This window comes from Enterobacter vonholyi, assembly GCF_040834095.1.
GTDB classification, from domain to species: Bacteria; Pseudomonadota; Gammaproteobacteria; order Enterobacterales; family Enterobacteriaceae; genus Enterobacter; species Enterobacter vonholyi.
Genome location: NZ_CP162152.1, coordinates 2,515,051 through 2,535,322, shown reverse-complemented (window position 1 = coordinate 2,535,322; position 20,272 = coordinate 2,515,051). Strand labels below are relative to the sequence as shown.

General features: G+C 60.0%; 14 protein-coding genes. 9 read left to right on the top strand and 5 right to left on the bottom strand.

What is annotated here, in order from left to right:
• The first annotated feature begins 114 nt into the window (after positions 1–114).
• The gene (locus AB3N39_RS11960) at positions 115–810 is read left to right on the top strand and encodes a gamma-glutamylcyclotransferase (RefSeq protein ID WP_061097960.1); all 696 of its coding nucleotides are present in this window, start codon (positions 115–117) and stop codon (positions 808–810) included.
• Positions 811–840: 30 nt separating this feature from the next.
• On the opposite strand, the gene AB3N39_RS11955 is transcribed toward AB3N39_RS11960, so the two are convergent.
• From AB3N39_RS11955 to AB3N39_RS11945, 3 genes are all read right to left on the bottom strand, one after another.
• Positions 841–1,080 (bottom strand): DUF1883 domain-containing protein, encoded by a 240-nt coding sequence (locus tag AB3N39_RS11955; RefSeq protein ID WP_111965917.1) that lies wholly within the window; start codon positions 1,078–1,080, stop codon positions 841–843.
• Between the two features lie 211 nt (positions 1,081–1,291).
• A complete protein-coding gene (locus AB3N39_RS11950; RefSeq protein WP_133294622.1) occupies positions 1,292–3,076 on the bottom strand; it encodes a methyl-accepting chemotaxis protein in 1,785 nt (594 codons plus the stop codon).
• A 106-nt stretch (positions 3,077–3,182) separates the two neighbouring features.
• Positions 3,183–3,536 (bottom strand): DsrE/DsrF/TusD sulfur relay family protein, encoded by a 354-nt coding sequence (locus AB3N39_RS11945; protein ID WP_367896754.1) that lies wholly within the window; start codon positions 3,534–3,536, stop codon positions 3,183–3,185.
• 72 nt (positions 3,537–3,608) lie between these two features.
• On the opposite strand from AB3N39_RS11945, the gene nasR reads away from it, so the two are divergent.
• The 7 genes from nasR (at position 3,609) to AB3N39_RS11910 (ending at position 15,923) form a co-directional block, all read left to right on the top strand.
• Complete coding sequence (gene nasR, locus AB3N39_RS11940) at positions 3,609–4,793, top strand: nitrate regulatory protein NasR (RefSeq protein ID WP_133294620.1); 1,185 nt, start codon at positions 3,609–3,611, stop codon at positions 4,791–4,793.
• 227 nt (positions 4,794–5,020) lie between these two features.
• Entirely contained in the window at positions 5,021–6,268 is a 1,248-nt protein-coding gene (locus tag AB3N39_RS11935; protein ID WP_133294619.1) for a CmpA/NrtA family ABC transporter substrate-binding protein, read from the top strand.
• A gap of 2 nt (positions 6,269–6,270) precedes the next feature.
• Complete coding sequence (ntrB, locus tag AB3N39_RS11930; protein ID WP_271368184.1) at positions 6,271–7,149, top strand: nitrate ABC transporter permease; 879 nt, start codon at positions 6,271–6,273, stop codon at positions 7,147–7,149.
• A gap of 9 nt (positions 7,150–7,158) precedes the next feature.
• Positions 7,159–7,947 (top strand): ABC transporter ATP-binding protein, encoded by a 789-nt coding sequence (locus AB3N39_RS11925; protein WP_033145769.1) that lies wholly within the window; start codon positions 7,159–7,161, stop codon positions 7,945–7,947.
• Between the two features lie 13 nt (positions 7,948–7,960).
• Entirely contained in the window at positions 7,961–11,947 is a 3,987-nt protein-coding gene (gene nirB, locus AB3N39_RS11920) for a nitrite reductase large subunit NirB (RefSeq protein WP_136194990.1), read from the top strand.
• Positions 11,944–14,469: a molybdopterin-dependent oxidoreductase gene (locus AB3N39_RS11915; protein WP_367896753.1), complete on the top strand. Its 2,526-nt coding sequence runs from the start codon at positions 11,944–11,946 to the stop codon at positions 14,467–14,469. The genes nirB and AB3N39_RS11915 overlap by 4 nt, the downstream gene beginning before the upstream one ends.
• Positions 14,470–14,516: 47 nt before the next feature.
• The gene (locus AB3N39_RS11910; protein WP_143345222.1) at positions 14,517–15,923 is read left to right on the top strand and encodes a YchO/YchP family invasin; all 1,407 of its coding nucleotides are present in this window, start codon (positions 14,517–14,519) and stop codon (positions 15,921–15,923) included.
• Between the two features lie 3 nt (positions 15,924–15,926).
• Here AB3N39_RS11910 and narL read toward each other — a convergent pair whose 3' ends face one another.
• A complete protein-coding gene (gene narL, locus AB3N39_RS11905) occupies positions 15,927–16,577 on the bottom strand; it encodes a two-component system response regulator NarL (protein WP_008499531.1) in 651 nt (216 codons plus the stop codon).
• Complete coding sequence (narX, locus tag AB3N39_RS11900) at positions 16,570–18,366, bottom strand: nitrate/nitrite two-component system sensor histidine kinase NarX (protein ID WP_143345221.1); 1,797 nt, start codon at positions 18,364–18,366, stop codon at positions 16,570–16,572. Before narX ends, narL begins: the two co-directional genes overlap by 8 nt.
• Positions 18,367–18,675: 309 nt before the next feature.
• On the opposite strand from narX, the gene AB3N39_RS11895 reads away from it, so the two are divergent.
• On the top strand, positions 18,676–20,073 hold the full coding sequence (locus AB3N39_RS11895; protein WP_367896752.1) for a NarK family nitrate/nitrite MFS transporter: 1,398 nt from the start codon (positions 18,676–18,678) through the stop codon (positions 20,071–20,073).
• The last annotated feature ends 199 nt before the right edge of the window (positions 20,074–20,272 follow it).

Sequence of the window (20,272 nt, the reverse complement as noted above, 5' to 3'; positions counted from 1 at the left end):
ACTGGTCCGCTAATTGCTTATCGTTATTCAACTGCTGGCAAAATGACCAGCACCTAAGGCCGGGAAGGCGAATTACAGATGTCGCAAGGAAGCATGCAGTGGCGGAGGTGGAAAGTGTTAACGCGTGATTTCTTAATGAAGGCAGATTGTAAGACGGCATTTGGTGCTATTGAGGAATCGCTTCTCTGGTCAGCTGAACAACGTGCGGCGTCGCTCGCTGCCACGCTTGCCTGCCGCCCGGATGATGGCCCGGTATGGATTTTTGGCTACGGTTCCCTGATGTGGAACCCGGCGCTCGAATTTGTCGAATCGGCAACGGGAACGCTGCCTGGCTGGCACCGCGCATTTTGCCTGCGTCTGACGGCCGGACGCGGCAGCGCGTGCCAGCCCGGGCGCATGCTTGCACTGAAAGAGGGCGGGCGCACCACTGGCGTGGCGTATCGCCTGCCGGATGCCACGCTGGAAGAGGAGCTTACGCTGCTCTGGAAGCGCGAGATGATCACCGGCTGCTACATGCCAAGCTGGTGCAAGCTGGAACTGGACGACGGACGCACCGTCAATGCGCTGGTGTTTATCATGGACCCGCGCCATCCGCTGTATGAAGCGGATACCCGCACGCAGGTGATTGCTCCGTTAATAGCCGCTGCCAGCGGACCGCTGGGTACCAACGCGCAGTATCTCTTCTCCCTCGATCAGGAGTTGACCCGCCTCGGCATGCAGGACGATTGTCTGAATGAGCTGGTGGTGAAGGTGAAGGCGTTGCTGGAAGGGAACCCGCTCAACGGCACGCTGCGACCGGGTTTTGCCTGATATTACGCCCGGCTTGCCGGGCGTTTAATATTATGCTGCCACGTAGCTGATGGAATGCTCCAGAGACTGACTGTGGCTGTCAATCAGCACATCCCATGTGCCGGTGTAGGGCACTGTAAGCCAGGCCTTATCATCCTGTACGGTGAGAATATCCGCCTGGGACTGTTTTTGTGCTTTCGAACTCATCAGATGAATACGACAGCGTTCTGAGCAACGCACCACCACCGTATCCCCGCCAAACAGCTTCAAACTTGTTTTTACCAGTGCCATTTTTTACCCCGTAGTCTTAAACAACGCTCTCCCTGCAGCCATATCCGAGCGTGATGTTGTTCACAATTCACTCATGGCATAACACCAAAGGGGAGGGGGTGGGATGCTGATTTTGATCAAAAAATGGCATAACGATTAAACAAAAATGACAAAATTCCTCAAAATTTCAGCTGGCGCGCGTTTTACCCGCTAAACGCGCGCCGCCAGAAAATTAAATGCGGAAATGACCGGCTGTTTCAGCAAGGTCGCCCGCCTGGCTCTGCAGGGCACCCGCAGCGGCGGCGGATTCCACGACCAGCTCGGCGTTCTGCTGAACCATTCTGTCGAGATGGGTCACCGCGTGGTTGATCTCATGAATCCCTTTCATCTGCTCGCTGGTGGCGATGGAAATTTCGCGCATAATGCCGGAGACGCTGCCGATGCTGGAGCGGATCTCGTCCATGCTTTCCCCGGCCAGGTGCACGTAGCGGGAGCCGGTGGCCACGCTGTCGGTGGTGGAATCGATCAGCGATTTGATCTCTTTCGCCGCCTGGGCGCTGCGGCTCGCCAGGTTACGCACTTCGCCCGCCACCACGGCAAACCCGCGTCCCTGCTCACCCGCACGCGCCGCCTCGACGGAGGCGTTCAGCGCCAGAATGTTGGTCTGGAAAGCAATGCCGTCAATCACGCTGGTGATATCGCCAATTTTAGCCGACGCGACTTCGATGGACTGCATGGTGCTGATCGCCTGGGATACCACCTCGCCGCCGCGCGCAGCGGCCGCTGAGGCTTTGCTCGCCTGGTCATTCGCTTCTGCCGCCGATTCGTTCGACTGGGTCACGGAGGCGGTGATCTGCTCCACGGCGCTGGCCGTCTCGCGCAGGCTGGATGCGGCCTGCTCGGTACGTCCGGAAAGATCCTGGTTACCCGCCGCAATCTCCTGAGCGGCGTTTTTCACCGACTCGCTGGCATCACGGAGCTGCACCATCACCACCGACAGCTTATCGCTGAAGGCGTTAAAGGCCTGCGCAATCTGCGCAACCTCGTCCTCGCCGTTGTCCGGCAGGCGCTGGGACAGATCGTTAGTCCCGTTAGCAATGTTGTGCATCGCGTCGCGAATGTCTGACAAACGCTTGAGCAGGCGGGCAATCAGGAAATGCACAATGGCCGCGCTCAGCAGTGCCAGGATCACCAGCGAAATCGCCGAGGCTTTAAGCAGGGAACGCATGCCGGAGGTGGCATCACCGTTGTCGAGCGCGACGACTAACAGCCAGTTTGTACCCGGCACGGCTGTCGCCACGAAGGTTTTTTCAGCATCGTTCAGCGTTCCGTCGACGAGATTACCGCTTTTCAGTGCAGCAAAATCAATGCCTTTGATCGTCTCAGCGAATGGTTTAAGCGTGAGCGCCGGATCGTTAGCGGCAATCACGCTGCCGTCACTGTTCAGAAGCAACCCGCTGCTGGCCGGTGTTGGATGGATCCCGCGCACGTTAGCCACCACGCTGTCCATCGCCACATCGCCCGCCACCACCGCTTTCAGCGTACCATTCTCTTTTACCGGCACGGCGAAGGTTACCACCAGTTTGCCGGTCCCCGCGTCAACGTAGGGCGCGGTGACGACCGGACCGTCCGTGCTGACCACCTGCTGATACCACGGGCGGATAGTCGGGTCATAGTCCGCCGGGACACCCGCCGGTTCAGAGAATTTCGCCGTTTTGCTGGCGTAGCCAACATAAACGTTGGTGAAGCCACCCGCCTGCGCAAGCTGTTTAAACACCGGAACCGGATCGTCACTCAGCGCAACGGTCTGCGCTGAGGCGATCACCGCCATCTTGCTTTTTACCCAGTCGGCAATCGCCATGTTATGGCTGGCGCTGGTGCTGGTCAGAATATCGCGCTGGGACTGCTGGTTATCCTGGCGCGTGACCTGGAAGTTAATAACGGTATTAAGGAGAAGTGCGACGACCAGACAGCCTGCCGTCGTCGCGATGATGCGTGCACGAATCGATCTGAACATAAGTGAAATACCTGCTGTGTTGTTTCCATGCCTATCGGCATCCCCGCAGGTAAACTTGATGCTGAAACCGCGTCCATAAGAAAATAATATTTTTACGGGTTTATTATTAAAAAGTTAATACTTTATCCGCGGACAGCGTCCACTCGGCCAGCTCAACCAGCGTACCAATCTCTACGCCATCAACCAGCGGCAGACCGGTAATACCGCGGCCATCGGTACAGGTCTTGCACAGCTTCACCGGCACGTTTTGCGCGGTCAGGATCTCCAGCATCTGCTGAATGTTATAGCCTTCTGCCGGTTTTTGTCCCTTCAGCCCCGCGGTGACCGCGTCCGACATTAAAAAGAGTCGTAACGCGAGGTCACTCTCTTTTTCACGCAGCGCAATCGCCAGGCGCAGGCTATTAAAAAGGGATTCGCTGCCGTAGGCCGCACCGTTGGCGACGATCACAATCTTTTGCATGTTGACTCCTGTTCTTATAAAGGCACGAATATTGCTTAGCTTTCCCGAGTTTCGCTGTTCCGGAGAGAAAGCATGACATTAATGGCTGGCATTTCGCCAGGCGCTGCCGAATGGCTCGAGCGCGCAAAGATGATGCGCCGGGAGCAGCTCAGCAAGCTGGCACAGCTTGGCGAGCTTGTGCACGGCATTAGCCAACTGGTGCACATGTTACAGTGCGAGCGTGGGGCGTCCAACGTCTGGCTCTGCTCACAGGGTAAGCTTTACGCCCCCGAATGCAAAGCCAGCCGGGCGCTGGTGGATGAAAACCTCGCTGCACTTTATGTGATTCTTGAAAAACAGTCGCCGATCCCGGGAAGTACGGTCTGTGAACGCATCGGCGGCGCGCTCCTGAGCCTGGATATGCTTCCCGCGCTGCGCGAAGGAGTTATTCAGCAAACGGTAACGGCACCGCAGGCGATGGAACACTACTCCCGCATGCTTCGCCATCTGCTCAGTATCGTACCGCAGCTTAATGACAGCATTGACGATCCGCAAATAGCCGGGCGTTTTGTCGCCCTGTATAGCCTGATGCAGGGGAAAGAGCTGGCGGGACAGGAGCGGGCGCTGGGGGCGATTGGCTTCACGCAGGGTTTTTTCGATGATGTGACTCGCCAGAGGCTGGTTGACCGCATCGACGGGCAGCAGGCCTGCTTTGAAATCTTTCTCTCGCACAGCCACGCTGAGGTACAGGCCACCTTTGCCTTAAACTGCCAGCCCGATCGTGAAACGGAACAGCTACGAAGGGTGGCCTGCACCCGCCAGCCCGCCGCCGATAACGGCCATACCGCACTGGCCTGGTTTGCGCTGCAAACCGCGCGCCTTGAGCATCTGCGCGCGCTGGAGGAGACGCTCATCGCCGATCTGATGACGGCGGTGGACGAGCGTATTTACCGTAACGATGAGTACGTGCCTCCCGCCGATGAGCAGGACGATCCGCTGATACAGTACCCGGAAAAACCGTTGCTCACCCTGGTACGCCAGCAGGCGCGTGAGATAGAACAGCTCTCGCGCCAGCTTGCGTCGCTGCGCGATACGCTTGAAGAGCGCAAAGTCATAGATAAAGCGAAAAGCGTTTTGATGACCCACCAGAATATGAGTGAGGAACAGGCCTGGACGGCGCTGCGCAAAATGGCGATGGATAAGAACCAAAGGATGGTGGATATCGCCCGCGCGCTGCTCATGGTGAAGAATTTGTGGCAGGTAATACCAAAGGAGTAGCTGCACGGTTAGCGGGCATTTTGTGCCTGATTGAGGTGCGTAAACCTGAGGGTAAAGCGGGATACACCGCGAAAACCGCGTGTTAAAACCTGGCATTCGCTTTGCATTATCAGATTAACCATTTTTGACGATGCGCCAACGGCGGTGCATTCGTCTTCGGGATAAAGGCGTCCACTGGTGCTTCGGCATCGTGGGCGCTTTTTTTTGGTTTTTATTCAGGAGTGGTCATGGCGGATTTGTCGAGACGGCGTTTTTTGCAGGCCAGCATGCTGGCGAGTGGCGCAATGCTGTTACCGGGTATCATGCAGGCCGCATGGGCGGCAGGCTCGGATAAACCGGAGCAGGAAACAGTGCGCATCGGGTTTATCCCGCTGACAGACTGCGCGCCCGTGGTTATCGCGGCGCTGAAAGGCTTTGATAAAAAATACGGCATTACCATCGTGCCCACCAAAGAGGCGAGCTGGGCGGCGGTGCGCGACAAGCTGGTGGCGGGCGAGCTTGATGCCGCGCACATTCTCTACGGCCTGCTGTACGGCCTGGAGCTGGGCATTGCCGGCAAGCCGCAGCAGATGGCAAACCTGATGACGCTTAATCAGAACGGCCAGGCGATTACGCTTTCCAGCGATCTGGCGGAGAAGGGCGTTCGAGACCTTGACGGGCTGAAAAAGCTAATTGGTCAGCAGGCGCCCGGCACCTACACCTTCGCGCACACCTTCCCGACCGGGACGCACGCCATGTGGCTCTACTACTGGCTGGCCAGCGCGGGCATTAACCCCTTTGACGACGTGCGCACGGTGGTGGTGCCGCCGCCGCAGATGGTGATGAACATGCGCATTGGCAACATGGTCGGCTTTTGCGTCGGCGAGCCGTGGAACGCGCGGGCGATTAACGACCGCATCGGCTTTACCGCCGCGACGTCACAGTCTGTCTGGGCCGACCATCCGGAAAAAATCCTCGGCACGCGTCGCGACTGGGTGGAGAAAAACCCGCACACCGCGCGGGCGCTGGTCAGCGCGGTGCTGGAGGCCGCACGCTGGATCGAAGCCTCCCCGGAAAACAAGCGCGAGACCGCGCGGATCCTCTCCCGCCGGGCGTGGCTCAACTGCAAGGAACAGTTTCTCACCGGGCGAATGCTCGGCGAGTACGACAACGGCCTGGGCCAGCGCTGGCAGGACGCGCACCCGATCCGTTTCTTCAACGAGGGGGCCGTCAGCTACCCATATCTCTCCGACGGTATGTGGTTCTTAACCCAGTTCCGCCGCTGGGGCTTGCTCAAATCCGCGCCGGACTACGCGGCTATTGCACAGCGCATTAACCAGACCGCTGTCTGGCAGGATGCCGCCACGGCGGTGGGGGGCATCACCACACCGACTTCACCATTACGCAGCAGCACATTGATGGACGGCACCGTCTGGAACGGTACCGACCCGGAAGGATACGCCAGCCGTTTCGCCATTCATCGTAAAGGGGCCTGATTATGCAGCATCTGCAAAAGACGAAATCACCAGATACGCCAGAGAGTGGGGAGGTGATTGTCCTCCCTCCGGTGCAGGTTCGCCGCCGTACGCCGACGTTTGCGCGTCGGATTAACGCGATCATTCAACGCATCATTCCGGCGTTACTCGGTCTGGGACTGCTGGTCGTGCTGTGGCAGCTGGCGGCGATTAACAGCAAAGGTTTCCCGACGCCGCTCAGCACGCTCGATTCCGCCATTACTCTTTTTGCCGATCCGTTTTATCGCGACGGGCCTAACGATATGGGCATTGGCTGGAACGTACTCGCCTCATTACAGCGCGTGGCGGTTGGCTTTGGCCTGGCCGCGTTCGCCGGGATCCCGCTCGGCTTCCTGATTGGCCGCTTCACCTTTTTTTCGCGCATGTTCGGCCCGCTGATCGCGCTGTTACGCCCGGTTAGCCCGCTGGCCTGGCTGCCCATCGGCCTGCTGCTGTTCCAGAAAGCGGAGCCCGCGTCGAGCTGGACCATTTTTATCTGCTCTATCTGGCCGATGGTGATCAACACCGCCGAAGGCGTGCGCCGCATTCCGCAGGACTACCTCAACGTTGCCCGGGTGCTGCAGCTTTCCGAGTGGACCATCCTGCGCCGCATTCTCTTCCCGGCGGTGCTGCCCGCGGTGCTGACCGGGGTGCGCCTCTCCATCGGCATCGCCTGGCTGGTGATTGTCGCCGCCGAGATGCTGACCGGAGGGCTGGGGATCGGCTTCTGGATCTGGAACGAGTGGAACAACCTCAACGTCGAAAACATTCTCATCGCCATCGTCATCATTGGCGTGGTCGGGCTGCTGCTGGAGCAGGGGCTGATGCTGATCGCCCGGCGCTTTAGCTGGCAGGAAAAATAAGGAGCGAACATGAAACCATTAATTCAGGTCCAGGCCGTGAGCCAGCGTTTTTCCACCGCCAGCGGCGAGTTTCTGGCGCTGCAGAACGTCTCTTTTGATATCCACGAGGGCGAAACCGTGAGCCTGATTGGGCACTCTGGCTGCGGCAAATCGACGCTGCTGAACCTCATCGCCGGTATTACCCTGCCGACCGAAGGTGGGCTGATTTGTGACAACCGCGAAATCGCCGGGCCGGGGCCGGAGCGCGCGGTGGTGTTCCAGAACCACTCGCTGCTGCCGTGGCTCACCTGCTTCGACAACGTGGCCCTGGCGGTAGATCACGTGTTTCGCCACAGCATGAGCAAGGCTGAGCGCCGGGAGTGGATTGAACACAATCTCGACCGCGTGCAGATGGGGCACGCTCTGCACAAGCGTCCGGGGGAGATCTCCGGCGGCATGAAGCAGCGCGTCGGTATTGCCCGCGCGCTGGCGATGAAGCCGAAAGTGCTGCTGATGGATGAACCCTTCGGCGCGCTCGATGCGCTGACGCGCGCTCATCTGCAGGACTCGGTAATGCAGATCCAGCAGGCGCTGAACACCACCATCGTGCTCATTACCCACGACGTGGACGAGGCGGTGCTGCTCTCCGATCGCGTGCTGATGATGACCAACGGCCCGGCGGCGACCGTCGGGGAGATCCTGCGCGTCGATCTGCCGCGCCCGCGCAACCGGGTGCAGCTGGCGGACGACAGCCGCTATCACCACATGCGCCAGCAGATCCTTCATTTCCTCTATGAAAAGCAGCCAAAAGCGGCGTAGCGAGGGGGCTTTGATGCGACTGGTCATTATCGGAAATGGCATGGCGGCTACGCGGCTGATTGCCTCGCTCACCGGGCGTGCTGCAGGTCGTTTCGCTATCACCGTCATCGGTGACGAGCCGGAACATGCCTATAACCGCATCCAGCTTTCGCCGGTGCTGGGCGGTGAAAAGCAGGCTGCAGACATCTGTCTTCAGGATGACGACTGGTACCAGGCGCGCGGCGTGACGTTGCTGCGGGGCGAAAAGGCGATCGCCGTAAACGTGGACACGCGGGAAGTGCAAACCGCCGCCCGCACGCTGGACTGGGATGCGCTGGTGTTTGCCACCGGATCAACGCCCTTTATTCCGCCAATCCCCGGCTGCGATGCGCCGCATGTGTTCACGTTCCGTACCCTGGCAGATACCCGGGCCATTCAGGCGATCGTCGGTCCTGCGGTGGTGCTGGGCGGCGGCGTGCTCGGGGTTGAGGCGGCAGCAGCGCTGGCGCGTTCAGGTGACGAGGTCACGCTTGTTCATCGCGGTCCGTGGCTGATGGAGCAGCAGCTGGATCGGCAGGCGGGAATGCTGCTGGAAGAGGCGCTGGCGGCGCGGGGCGTGCGCTGTGAGCTCGTCTCTGGCATCGCAGCGGTGAACGGAGATAGCGTGACGCTGCTTAACGGACGCAGTATCGCCGCCGCGCGCGTGGTGCTAGCGACCGGCGTGCAGCCCAGCGTCGCGCTGGCGCAGGCCAGCGGCATTCGCTGCGCGCGCGGCATCGTGGTGGATCACCAGATGCAAACCTCCGAGCCGGACGTCTACGCCATTGGCGAGTGCTGCGAAATTGACGGCCAGACGTTTGGCCTGGTCGCCCCCTGTCTGGCGCAGGCGGATATCCTTGCCGCGCGGCTGGCGGGGGACGTCACCGCGCCGTTTGTCCTGACTGACAACGGCGTACGCCTCAAGGTGACCGGCGTGGAGCTGTTCAGCCTCGGTCGCGCGGCAGAGCGGGAGGGCGACGTGGTCTGGAGCGCATGGGATCCGCTGACCCGTCACTATCGCCGTTTACTGATCAATCAGAGGGCGCTGGCTGGCGTACTGCTGATGGGCGACTGCCGCAGCGCGGCAACATTTACCGATTTACTGGCAACGGCTGCGCCCGCGCACGCGGACTGGCTGTTCGATCGTTTCACTACGCAACCGCAGGTTGCAGGACACAATGCTATGACAAAACCTACTCTGGTGGTGGTTGGGCACGGTATGGTCGGCCATCATTTCCTCGAAGACTGCGTTAACCGCAATCTGCATCAGCAGTATCAGATCGTTGTCTTTGGCGAGGAGCGCTATGCCGCCTATGACCGCGTGCATCTGTCGGAATATTTTGGCGGCCGCAGCGCGGCGTCGCTTTCGCTGGTGGAGGGGGATTTCTTTGCCGACAACGGCATTGAGCTTCGCCTGTCGCAGCAGGTCGTCGCTATCGATCGCGACGCGCGCGTGGTGCGTACCGCCAGCGGGCACGAAACCCACTGGGACAAGCTGGTACTGGCGACCGGATCATACCCGTTCGTGCCGCCCGTGCCGGGCAACGATTTGCCGGGCTGTTTTGTCTACCGCACCCTTGACGACCTGGACAACATTGCGGCGCACGCGGCGGGCTCGCGCCGCGGCGTGGTGATTGGCGGCGGCCTGCTCGGGCTGGAGGCGGCGAATGCCCTGAAGCAGCTCGGGCTGGAAACCCACGTGGTGGAATTTGCGCCTAACCTGATGGCGGTCCAGCTCGACAACGACGGCGCGATGATGCTGCGCAAGAAAATTGAGGCGCTGGGCGTCGGCGTTCACACCAGTAAAGCGACAACGGAGATCGCCACGGCGGACGGCGGGCTGGTGCTGCGCTTTGCCGATGGCGAACAGCTTGAAACGGACATGGTGGTCTTTTCTGCCGGCATTCGTCCCCAGGACGCGCTGGCGCGCAGCAGCGGGCTGGCTATCGGCGAACGCGGCGGGATTTGCATTGACGACGGTTGCCAGACCTCCGATCCGGACGTGCTGGCCATCGGCGAATGCGCGCTGTGGGAAGGGAAAATCTTCGGTCTGGTCGCGCCCGGCTATCAGATGGCGCGGGTGGCCGCCGCCGCGCTGGCGGGTGAGGATAAAACCTTCGCCGGCGCGGATATGAGCACTAAGCTCAAGCTGCTCGGCGTGGACGTCGCCTCGTTCGGCGACGCTCACGGGCGCACGCCGGGGGCGCTGAGCTATCAGTGGACGCACGGTCCGCAGCAAATCTACAAGAAAATCGTGGTCAGCCACGACGGCAAAACGCTGCTCGGTGGCGTGCTGGTGGGTGACGCCAGCGAATACGCCACGCTGGTGCAGATGATGCTTAACGGGATAGCCCTGCCAAAAGAGCCGGAAACGCTGATTTTACCCGCGTCGTCAGGCAGCGCGCCGAAAGCGCTCGGCGTGGCGGCGCTGCCGGAAAGCGCGCAAATCTGTTCATGTCATAACGTCAGCAAGGGCGATATCTGCCGGGCGGTGAGCGCGGGCGCGACGGATATCGGCGCCGTTAAGCAGTGCACCAAAGCGGCGACCGGCTGCGGGGGATGTAGCGCGCTGGTGAAGCAGGTGATGGAGTTCCAGCTGGCTGAGCAGGGCGTGGAGGTGAAAAAGGACATCTGCGAGCACTTCCCGTACTCGCGCCAGGAGATTTACCACCTCGTGCGCGTCAACCATATTCGCACCTTTGACCAGCTTATCAGCCGCTACGGACAGGGACACGGGTGCGAAATTTGTAAGCCGCTGGTGGGGTCAGTGCTTGCCTCGTGCTGGAACGAGTATCTGCTGAAACCGGCACACCTGCCGCTGCAGGACACCAATGACCGCTACTTCGCCAATATCCAGAAAGACGGTACCTACTCTATCGTGCCGCGCATGCCGGCGGGGGAAGTGACCGCGGACGGGCTGATCGCCATCGGGCAGATTGCGAAACGCTACAGCCTGTACAGCAAAATTACCGGCGGGCAGCGTATCGACCTTTTCGGCGCCACTCTTGAACAGCTGCCTATGATCTGGCAGGCGCTGGTCGAGGCCGGGTTTGAAACCGGGCACGCTTACGGGAAATCCCTGCGCACGGTGAAATCCTGCGTCGGTTCAACCTGGTGCCGCTACGGGGTGCAGGACTCCACCGGCCTCGCGGTCAGGCTTGAGCACCGCTACAAGGGGCTGCGCGCGCCGCACAAAATCAAAATGGCGGTCTCCGGCTGCACCCGCGAGTGCGCGGAGGCGCAGAGCAAAGACGTTGGGGTGATTGCCACCGATAAAGGCTGGAACCTCTATCTCTGCGGCAACGGCGGGATGAAGCCGCGCCATGCGGATCTCTTCGCCAGCGATCTGGATGACGAAACGTTAATCCGCACCGTCGACCGCTTCCTGATGTTCTACATCCGCACGGCGGAACGCCTGCAGCGCACCAGCACCTGGATGGATAACCTGGAAGGCGGTCTCGACTACCTGCGGGAGGTGATCCTCAACGACAGCCTGGGTATCGCCCACGAGCTGGAGCAGGAGATGGCCCGGGTGGTGGAAACCTATCAGTGCGAATGGCAAACAACGCTTAACGATCCCAACCGGCTGGCGCTGTTCCGCACGACGGTGAACGACACCGCGCCGGATGAAAGCAAGCGCTGGCAGGAAATTTGCGGCATCGACGATATCCCCGAGCAGGCGGGCATCGGCGCGCGGCTTGGACGTAAGCCGATTGCGCTCTTCCGTTTTGGCAAAACCGTTTACGCCCTCGACGATCGGGAACCGGGCGGTAATGCTAACGTGCTTTCACGCGGCATTCTTGGCGATGCAGCGGGCGAGCCGGTGGTGATTTCACCGCTGTATAAGCAGCGCATTCGCCTGCGCGACGGCTGTCAGGTAGAGAACGGCGAACCCGCGGTGCGCGCCTGGCCGGTGAAAATTGAAAACGGCAAGGTATGGGTTGGCAGCGACGCCCTGGTAATGCGTGCGGAGGCTTCATGACGGAAACCCGGACAACGTGCCCCTACTGCGGGGTCGGCTGTGGCGTAGTTGCCAGCGTGGAAGGTGAAGCGGTCAGCGTTCGGGGAGATGAAACCCATCCTGCGAACCTGGGACGTCTGTGCGTGAAAGGATCGGCCCTGGGGGAAACGACGGGGTTACAGGGGCGATTGCTGCGCCCCGCTGTTGACGGACTTGAGGTGGACTGGGCGCAGGCGCTGAACGCGGCGGGGGAGCGTCTGCGGGAGATTATCGACACATGGGGACCGCAGGCGGTGGCGTTTTACGCCTCCGGACAATTGCTTACCGAGGACTACTACGCCGCCAACAAGCTGATGAAAGGATTTATCGGTGCGGCAAACATCGATACTAACTCCCGGCTCTGTATGTCCTCGGCGGTGGTGGGCTACAAGCGCGCCTTTGGCGAAGACGTGGTGCCGTGCAGCTATGAGGATGTGGAAAACAGCGATCTGGTGGTGCTGGTGGGTTCAAACGCGGCCTGGACGCATCCGGTGCTGTATCAGCGGCTGGTGCAAGCAAAGTACAGCAATCCGCAGATGAAGGTGGTGGTAATCGATCCCCGCAGAACCGCCACCTGTGATATTGCTGACCTGCATCTGGCGCTCGCCCCCGGCAGCGACGCCGGGCTGTTTGTCGGTCTGCTTAATGTGATTCAGGGAACGGATGAGTGGCCCGTTGAGCGCGTGGCGGCGTTTTGCGATCTTCCGTCAGAAGACATTGGTACCTTTTACGACTGGTTTATCACCGCGCCTCGCGCAATTACGCTCTACACCATGGGTATCAACCAGTCCGCCAGCGGCAGCGACAAGTGTAACGCTATTATTAACGTTCATCTTGCCAGCGGGAAGTTCAACCGTCCGGGCTGCGGCCCGTTTTCGCTGACCGGACAGCCAAACGCGATGGGCGGAAGGGAGGTGGGCGGACTGGCGAACCAGCTGGCGGCACACATGAACTTTGAGCCGGACGATCTTTCGCGGGTGGCGCGTTTCTGGGGAACGGAACGGCTGGCGCAGACGCCGGGCCTGATGGCGGTGGAGTTGTTTGACGCTATTGCCCGCGGCGATGTGAAGGCGGTGTGGATCATGGGCACCAACCCTGCCGTGTCGCTGCCGGACAGCCACGCGGTGTGTCAGGCGCTGGCGAGCTGCCCGCTGGTGATGGTCTCTGAAGTGATGAACGATACCGACACCAGCCGGCTCGCCCATATCCGTTTTCCGGCTTTGGGCTGGGGAGAAAAGGACGGGACGGTGACCAATTCCGAGCGGCGCATTTCACGCCAGCGCGCGTTTCTGCCTGCGCCGGGCGAGGCGAAGCCGGACTGGTGGATCGTCGCGCAGATGGCGAAGCGGCTGGGCTACGGCGAGGCCTTTGCCTGGCAACATCCGCACGAGATTTTTTGCGAACATGCGGCGCTGACGGCCTTTGAAAATGACGGCGCGCGTGCGTTAAACCTTCATGACCTTGCTTCGCTAACCCGTGAGGAGTGGGAGCAGCTTGAGCCTTATCAGTGGCCGACAGGGGATTTCCCGCGCCGAAACATTGTTCCCGTTAACCCTCTGTCGCACGGTGCGACGGTCAGCGCGTTGTACCCGCTGATTCTTAACTCGGGGCGCATCCGCGATCAGTGGCATACCATGACCCGAACGGGATACGTAGCCAGACTGATGCAGCATATCGCCGAACCGTTTGTTGAGGTTTGCCCCGCAGACGCCGTTCGGCTTTCCCTGTGCGACGGCCAGCTGGCGCGAATTAGCTCGCCGCGCGGCGTGATGGTCGTCAGAGTACGAATCAATGACGGGATACGGGAAGGCGAGGCGTTTGCCCCGATGCACTGGAACGCTGAGTTTGCCCGCCAGGGAAAGGTGAATGCGCTGGTGGAAGGGCGCTGCGATCCGGTTTCGGGCCAGCCGGAGAGTAAACAAACTGCGGTCAGAATTCTGCCGTGGCAGCCTGCCTGGCAGGGGGAACTCTATGCCCGGGAATGGCCGGAAATGCCTTCTTCGGTTTACTGGTGGCGCAAAGCCTCACGTCTGACGGTGGCGTGCGATAAAAGTTTGCTGTCGTGGGTAATGGAATACGCCGGCGTCCGGGGCTGGCAGCTGCAGGTTGCCCAAACCGGCGAACGCAGCAGCGTGCTGGCCTGGCATGAAGGCCAGCTGATGCTGGGCTTCTGGGAGGGCACCGCGTTACCGGCGCTGGCGCATACGGTAATTGAAGCCGCTTTTCAATCCCCACCCGTGCTTCTCGCAGAACGCCACGCCTTGCTGAACGGACAGAGCGTCGGGAAGGAAGCGGATCCGGGACGCATCATCTGCAGCTGTTTCAGCGTCGGGGAGAATACGATACGGGAGGCGATCGTCGGAGGGTGTGATTCCGTCAACGCGCTGGGGGCGAAGCTGCGCTGTGGTACGAACTGTGGTTCCTGCGTGCCGGAGCTGAAAGGGCTGTTTCAGGATAATCCTGAAATGTCCGTCAGGACTGCATTTCAGGGCTTATCGCGTTAACATAATAAGAGTTTATTCATAAACACAGGTTCTTATTGACGACGTTGATGGCTGTATCGTCCCGCATTCGTTTGCTGTTTTTACTCCCCCTTCTTACGGTCGGAGCCGTTCACGGTGCGCCGAATTCCTTTATCCAGCAGGCACAAAATCCCTTTGATAATGACGGGGATAATCTGCCCGACCTCGGCATGGCGGCGCCAACCGGCGAGGGGGAGAAGCATCTGGCCGAAATGGCGAAAGCCTTTGGTGAAGCCAGCATGACCGACAATGGACTGACGACCGGCGAGCAGGCGCGTCAGTTCGCGTTTGGCCAGGTGCGCGACGCGGTAAGCGGCGAAGTGAACCAGCAGATTGAGTCCTGGCTTTCGCCCTGGGGGAACGCCAGCGTGAACTTACTGGTGGATAACGACGGCAAATTTAACGGCAGCAGCGGGAGCTGGTTTATCCCGTGGAACGATAACAACCGTTATCTGAGCTGGAGCCAGCTTGGCCTGACCCAGCAGACGGATGGCCTGGTGAGTAACGCTGGAATCGGCCAGCGCTGGGTCGCCGGGAAATGGCTGCTGGGTTACAACACTTTTTACGATAACCTGCTGGATGAAAACCTGCAGCGTGCCGGGCTGGGCGCGGAAGTGTGGGGGGAAAATCTGCGCCTGTCAGCCAACTATTATCAGCCCTTAGCCGGCTGGCGCGAGCGCTCTGACGTCCAGGAGCAGCGCATGGCGCGCGGCTATGACGTCACCGCTAAAGCCTGGCTGCCGTGGTTCCATCACCTGAACACCAGCGTCAGCTTCGAGCAATATTTTGGCGATAACGTCGATCTCTTCAACAGCGGAACCGGCTACCACAATCCGGTAGCGGTGAATCTGGGGCTTAACTACACCCCCGTCCCGCTGGTCACGTTGACTGCCGGGCACAAGCAGGGCGAAAGCGGCGAGAGCCAGAATAACCTCGGGCTGAAGCTCAACTATCGCTTTGGCGTGCCGCTGGTGAAACAGCTTTCCGCCGGTGAAGTCGCCGCCACGCGATCCCTGCGCGGAAGCCGCTACGACTCGCCGGAGCGCAATAGCCTGCCGGTGATGGAGTTCCGTCAGCGCAAAACGCTGTCCGTGTGGCTGGCAACGCCTCCGTGGGATCTGAAAGGGGGCGAGACCGTCATGCTGAAGCTCCAGGTCCGCAGCACGCACGGCATTCGTCAGATCCACTGGCAGGGGGATACGCAGGCATTGAGCCTGACGTCACCGGCGAAAAGCAACAGCACAAACGGCTGGAGCGTGATTATGCCTGCCTGGGATGACAGCGAAGGGGCGACAAACCGCTGGCACCTGTCGGCGGTGGTGGAAGATGAGAAAGGCCAGCGCGTCTCGTCCAATGAGATCGCGCTTGCGGTGGTGCAGCCGCTGGTCGCATTGCCTGACGACGATCCGCGCTGGAAGCTGCTGCCGGATGAGTAGCCCTTAAAAAATGCGTTCCTGATGCACCCACACCGCGGCTTCGACGCGGGATTTGAGCTTCATTTTCTTCAGCATATGCTTCACGTGCACTTTGACCGTACTTTCCGTGATGTCCAGACGACGGGCGATCATTTTATTCGGCAACCCCTGGGCAATGAGCTTGAGAATGTCGCGCTCGCGCGGCGTTAGCTGGCTGACGTCGCGGTCAGAGGTGGCGCGGTTGGCGCGCAGGCTGGCGGCCAGCACCGGCGTTAAGGCTTCGCTGAGAACCATCTCGCCCGCCGCAGCCTGCTGCAGCGCCTTAAGCAAGTCTTCCGGCTCCATGTCTTTGAGCAGATAACCATCCGCCCCGCGCTTCAGCGCCGTGACCACATCCTCTTCATGGTTCGAGACGCTAAAGACGACGATGCGCCCGGAAAGCGATTTTTCCCGCAGCTTGTCGAGGGTCTCCAGACCGTTCATGCCGGGCATATTCAGATCGAGCAGGATCAGATCGGGATCGAGGGATTCGGCAAGCTCAATGCCCTGTTCGCCGTTGCTGGCTTCGCCAACCACGGTGATATCGGGTGCCATGCTGACCAGCTGTTTTACGCCAGTACGCAGCATCGGATGGTCGTCGATCAACAGGATGGATGCCGGTTCCTGATTAGTCATGGGTTTCTCCTTGAGCAGTTGTAAGCGGTTTCTCGGGAATAAAGGTGACGACAACTTCCGTGCCGCCCGTCTCTCTCCGGCGAACCTGGCAATCACCGCGCAGGCTTTGGGCGCGGTCTCGCATAATAATTAAACCATAGTGGTTAGTGCGTTCGGCATTTTCCGGCACGCCGCGGCCGTTGTCGTGAACCGTAAGCTTCACCTGGTTGTTGTGCTGGCTGACGGTGACCGTTACCGCCGTCGCGCCGGAGTGCTTGAGCACGTTGCTCAGCGCTTCACGGGCGATCTGCAGTAAATGTATGGCCTGATGGGAGGGGACAAACCGCGGCGGCAGCTGGTAGTCAAGCTTCACCGGGAACCCCAGCCGGGCGCTAAATTCGTGACAGCTGGCCTCCAGCGCCGGGCGCAGGCCCGGCTCGGTCAGCTGCAGGCGGAAGGTGGTCAGCAGCTCGCGAAGCTGCACCCAGGAGGTGTTCAGCTCGTTGCGGATCTGGCTAAGCAGCTGCTTATTGCTTTCCGGCATCTCTGCATCCTGCATCTGCAGGCAGCTCACCTGCATTTTCATACAGGAGAGCGACTGGGCGATCGAGTCGTGAAGCTCGCGGGCGATGGTCGCGCGCTCTTCCATGACGATCAGCTGCTGCTGCTTTTCCTGATGCCTGTCGAGCGCCAGCGTGGCCGTTAGCTGTTCGACCAGCGTATCAACCAGCTGCTGCTGGTCGTGGCTCAGGTGACGCCCGGCTGGCAGCGTTGCCAGCAGAATACCGTACTGAGTGTGGCTGTCGGTCAGGCGCCACTTCAGGGTGGTGCCGCCGGACGTCAGCGGCGGCAGGCCGCGAGGGCAAAGATGGCAGCCTTTGTCATCGCACGAAATATCCGACTGGCAGGTAAATTCCTGATGGTTATCTTCGTCTTCCACGTCGTAGACGCGCAGCTCAAGGTCGTGCAGCAGGGTCAGATTTTGCAGGCCGTTCAGCACCGGAGAGAGGCGCTCGCATAGCGGCACCTGCATGTGCAGACGGCGGTTGGCTTGCCACAGGAAGGAGAGGATCTCGTTTTTCTGCTCCAGTCCCGCCGTTTTTTCCTGAACGCGCTGTTCCAGTACCGCGTAGCTCTCGGAGAGCTCTGCCGACATGGTGTTGAGCGCCTGGCCAAGCATGGCCATCTCGTTGCGCCCGCTGATGTGCGTGCGCTGGGTAAAATCGCGTGCGGTCACCGCGCGGGCCATCGCCAGCAGCTGTTTCCACGGGTTCAGCAGCCGCGCGCGGAGCCAGACGATGGTGAAGATCAGCAGCAGCCCCATAAACAGCGCCATTGCGCGGTGCACCATCACCACCCGGTCGATGCGTAATTCGGTCGTCTGGTCAAAAGCGGAGACCAGCGCATCAATACGTGAGACGAACCCCGCAACGTCCTGCGCAACGGTTTCCGTGCTGCGAGCCTGTTTCAGCCCGGGCTGCAGCTGGGTGTGCCAGTAACCCTGAAGGGCGTTAAGCTGGGACTGCTGACCGGCGCGGATGGCGGCGTTTTCCAGCTCGGGGCTGAAGACCGTGCGCTCCATTTCATCAATCAGAGGCCGATCGTCCTGCGTCAGGGGGACCGACGCCAGCAGGCGATAACTCTGCATGCGTAGCGAGCCTGCCTCGTTGATGGCATGCGCATTACCCTGTACTCCCTGTACCAGCCAGCCGGAGATCGCCATGCCGGTCACGCCGATGGCGGTGGACAGCAAAACAATCAGGGCTAGCTGATTCACGAGCGTCAGCGGAGATAAACATCTTTTTAACATAGAGGTGGCGTGCTCCTGACGTGGCCTGCTTGCAGGAATGGCGCTATTCTGGTGCATACCCTGGAGTATACCCATACCAATAAAGGATTACCCCTAAATTGCCAACGGAGTAGGGGCAAGGAGGTGGGAGTAGCCAGGAACCGTCAGTGCCGTGAAAAACCACGTCTTTTTTACCGAATTAGCCTACTCACTAAGGGTGAGACCTTATTTTGCGCCGCAAATCCTCCCACTTTTCCTTTGATTTATATCAACTTACCGCCGCCCTAAAACCCTAATGTTTGCAGCATCATTCGAGAATCAGAGGTGTCTATGAGTCACTCATCCGCTCCCGAAAGGGAAAATGGTGCCGTTATTACAGACTGGCGTCCAGAGGATCCGGCGTTCTGGCAACAGCGCGGCCATCGTGTAGCAAGCCGGAATCTTTGGATTTCCGTGCCGTGTTTGTTATTGGCGTTTTGCGTATGGATGTTGTTTAGCGCGGTGGCGGTCAATCTGCCGAAAGTTGGGTTTACGTTTACGACCGATCAGCTGTTTATGCTGACCGCGCTGCCGTCGCTGTCAGGCGCGCTGCTGCGTGTGCCTTACGCGTTTATGGTGCCGGTCTTTGGCGGCCGTCGCTGGACGGCATTCAGTACGGGCATCATGATCGTCCCCTGCGTCTGGCTCGGCTTCGCGGTGCAGGATACCTCTACGCCGTTCAGCGTGTTCGTGATTATCTCCCTGCTGTGCGGTTTTGCGGGTGCGAACTTCGCCTCCAGCATGGCAAACATCAGCTTCTTCTTCCCGAAAGCGAAGCAGGGCGGCGCGCTGGGTATTAACGGCGGTCTGGGCAATATGGGGGTGAGCGTGATGCAGCTGATTGCCCCGCTGGCGATCTCTGTTTCTATTTTTGCGGCCTTTGGCGGCGGTGGCGTTGAGCAGGCGGATGGTTCTTCCCTCTATCTGCAGAACGCCGCCTGGATCTGGGTACCTTTCCTGGTGGTCTTCACCCTCGCAGCCTGGTTCTTTATGAACGACCTGTCCGCGTCGAAGGCGTCGCTGAGCGAACAGCTGCCGGTGCTGAAGCGTGGACACCTCTGGGTGATGGCGCTGCTGTATCTGGCGACCTTCGGTTCGTTTATCGGCTTCTCGGCGGGCTTCGCGATGCTGTCGAAAACGCAGTTCCCGGACGTGCAGATCCTGCAATTCGCCTTCTTCGGCCCATTTATTGGCGCCCTTGCTCGCTCGCTGGGCGGCATGGTGTCTGACCGTCTGGGCGGTACCCGCGTGACGCTGGTTAACTTCATCGTGATGGCGGTCTTCTGCGCGCTGCTGTTCCTCACGATGCCGGCCGACGGGCGGGGCGGTAACTTCATCGCCTTCTTCGGCGTGTTTATGGTGCTGTTCCTGACGGCGGGGCTGGGGAGTGCGTCCACCTTCCAGATGATCTCCGTGATCTTCCGTAAGCTGACGATGGATCGCGTGAAAGCGCAGGGCGGGAGCGAAGAGCAGGCAATGCGCGAAGCGGCGACGGATACGGCTGCGGCGCTGGGCTTTATCTCAGCCATCGGCGCGATTGGCGGCTTCTTTATCCCGAAAGCGTTCGGTATCTCTCTGGATCTGACCGGCTCTCCGGCTGGCGCCATGAAAGTTTTCCTTGTCTTCTATATCGCCTGCGTCGTGATTACGTGGCTGGTATATGGCCGTAATACCAAAAAAAATAAGTAAGTGTGATTATCCGTTTACGCGGCCTTCGGGCCGCGTTTTTTTATCCTGAGTAATAGTTACAACATACTCACGACTTTTTCGACAGACGCCTGCGGGGGCACTGCGATCGCCATCGCTTTGCAGGTGGGTCTACCCCTTAATACCTGAGATGTTAAATTTCGACTGGCTTTTTGTACGATGAAATAAAATTAACCTTGTA

Bases quoted from the DNA above. Each gene is read 5' to 3' on its own strand.
- nasR (WP_133294620.1), top strand. From the start codon at position 3,609: ATGACATTAATGGCTGGCATTTCGCCAGGCGCTGCCGAATGGCTCGAG.
- narL (WP_008499531.1), bottom strand. From the start codon at position 16,577: ATGACTAATCAGGAACCGGCATCCATCCTGTTGATCGACGACCATCCG.
- narX (WP_143345221.1), bottom strand. From the start codon at position 18,366: ATGTTAAAAAGATGTTTATCTCCGCTGACGCTCGTGAATCAGCTAGCC.
- AB3N39_RS11935 (WP_133294619.1), top strand. From the start codon at position 5,021: ATGGCGGATTTGTCGAGACGGCGTTTTTTGCAGGCCAGCATGCTGGCG.
- AB3N39_RS11945 (WP_367896754.1), bottom strand. From the start codon at position 3,536: ATGCAAAAGATTGTGATCGTCGCCAACGGTGCGGCCTACGGCAGCGAA.
- ntrB (WP_271368184.1), top strand. From the start codon at position 6,271: ATGCAGCATCTGCAAAAGACGAAATCACCAGATACGCCAGAGAGTGGG.
- AB3N39_RS11910 (WP_143345222.1), top strand. From the start codon at position 14,517: ATGGCTGTATCGTCCCGCATTCGTTTGCTGTTTTTACTCCCCCTTCTT.
- AB3N39_RS11915 (WP_367896753.1), top strand. From the start codon at position 11,944: ATGACGGAAACCCGGACAACGTGCCCCTACTGCGGGGTCGGCTGTGGC.
- AB3N39_RS11950 (WP_133294622.1), bottom strand. From the start codon at position 3,076: ATGTTCAGATCGATTCGTGCACGCATCATCGCGACGACGGCAGGCTGT.
- AB3N39_RS11895 (WP_367896752.1), top strand. From the start codon at position 18,676: ATGAGTCACTCATCCGCTCCCGAAAGGGAAAATGGTGCCGTTATTACA.
- AB3N39_RS11955 (WP_111965917.1), bottom strand. From the start codon at position 1,080: ATGGCACTGGTAAAAACAAGTTTGAAGCTGTTTGGCGGGGATACGGTG.
- nirB (WP_136194990.1), top strand. From the start codon at position 7,961: ATGCGACTGGTCATTATCGGAAATGGCATGGCGGCTACGCGGCTGATT.
- AB3N39_RS11925 (WP_033145769.1), top strand. From the start codon at position 7,159: ATGAAACCATTAATTCAGGTCCAGGCCGTGAGCCAGCGTTTTTCCACC.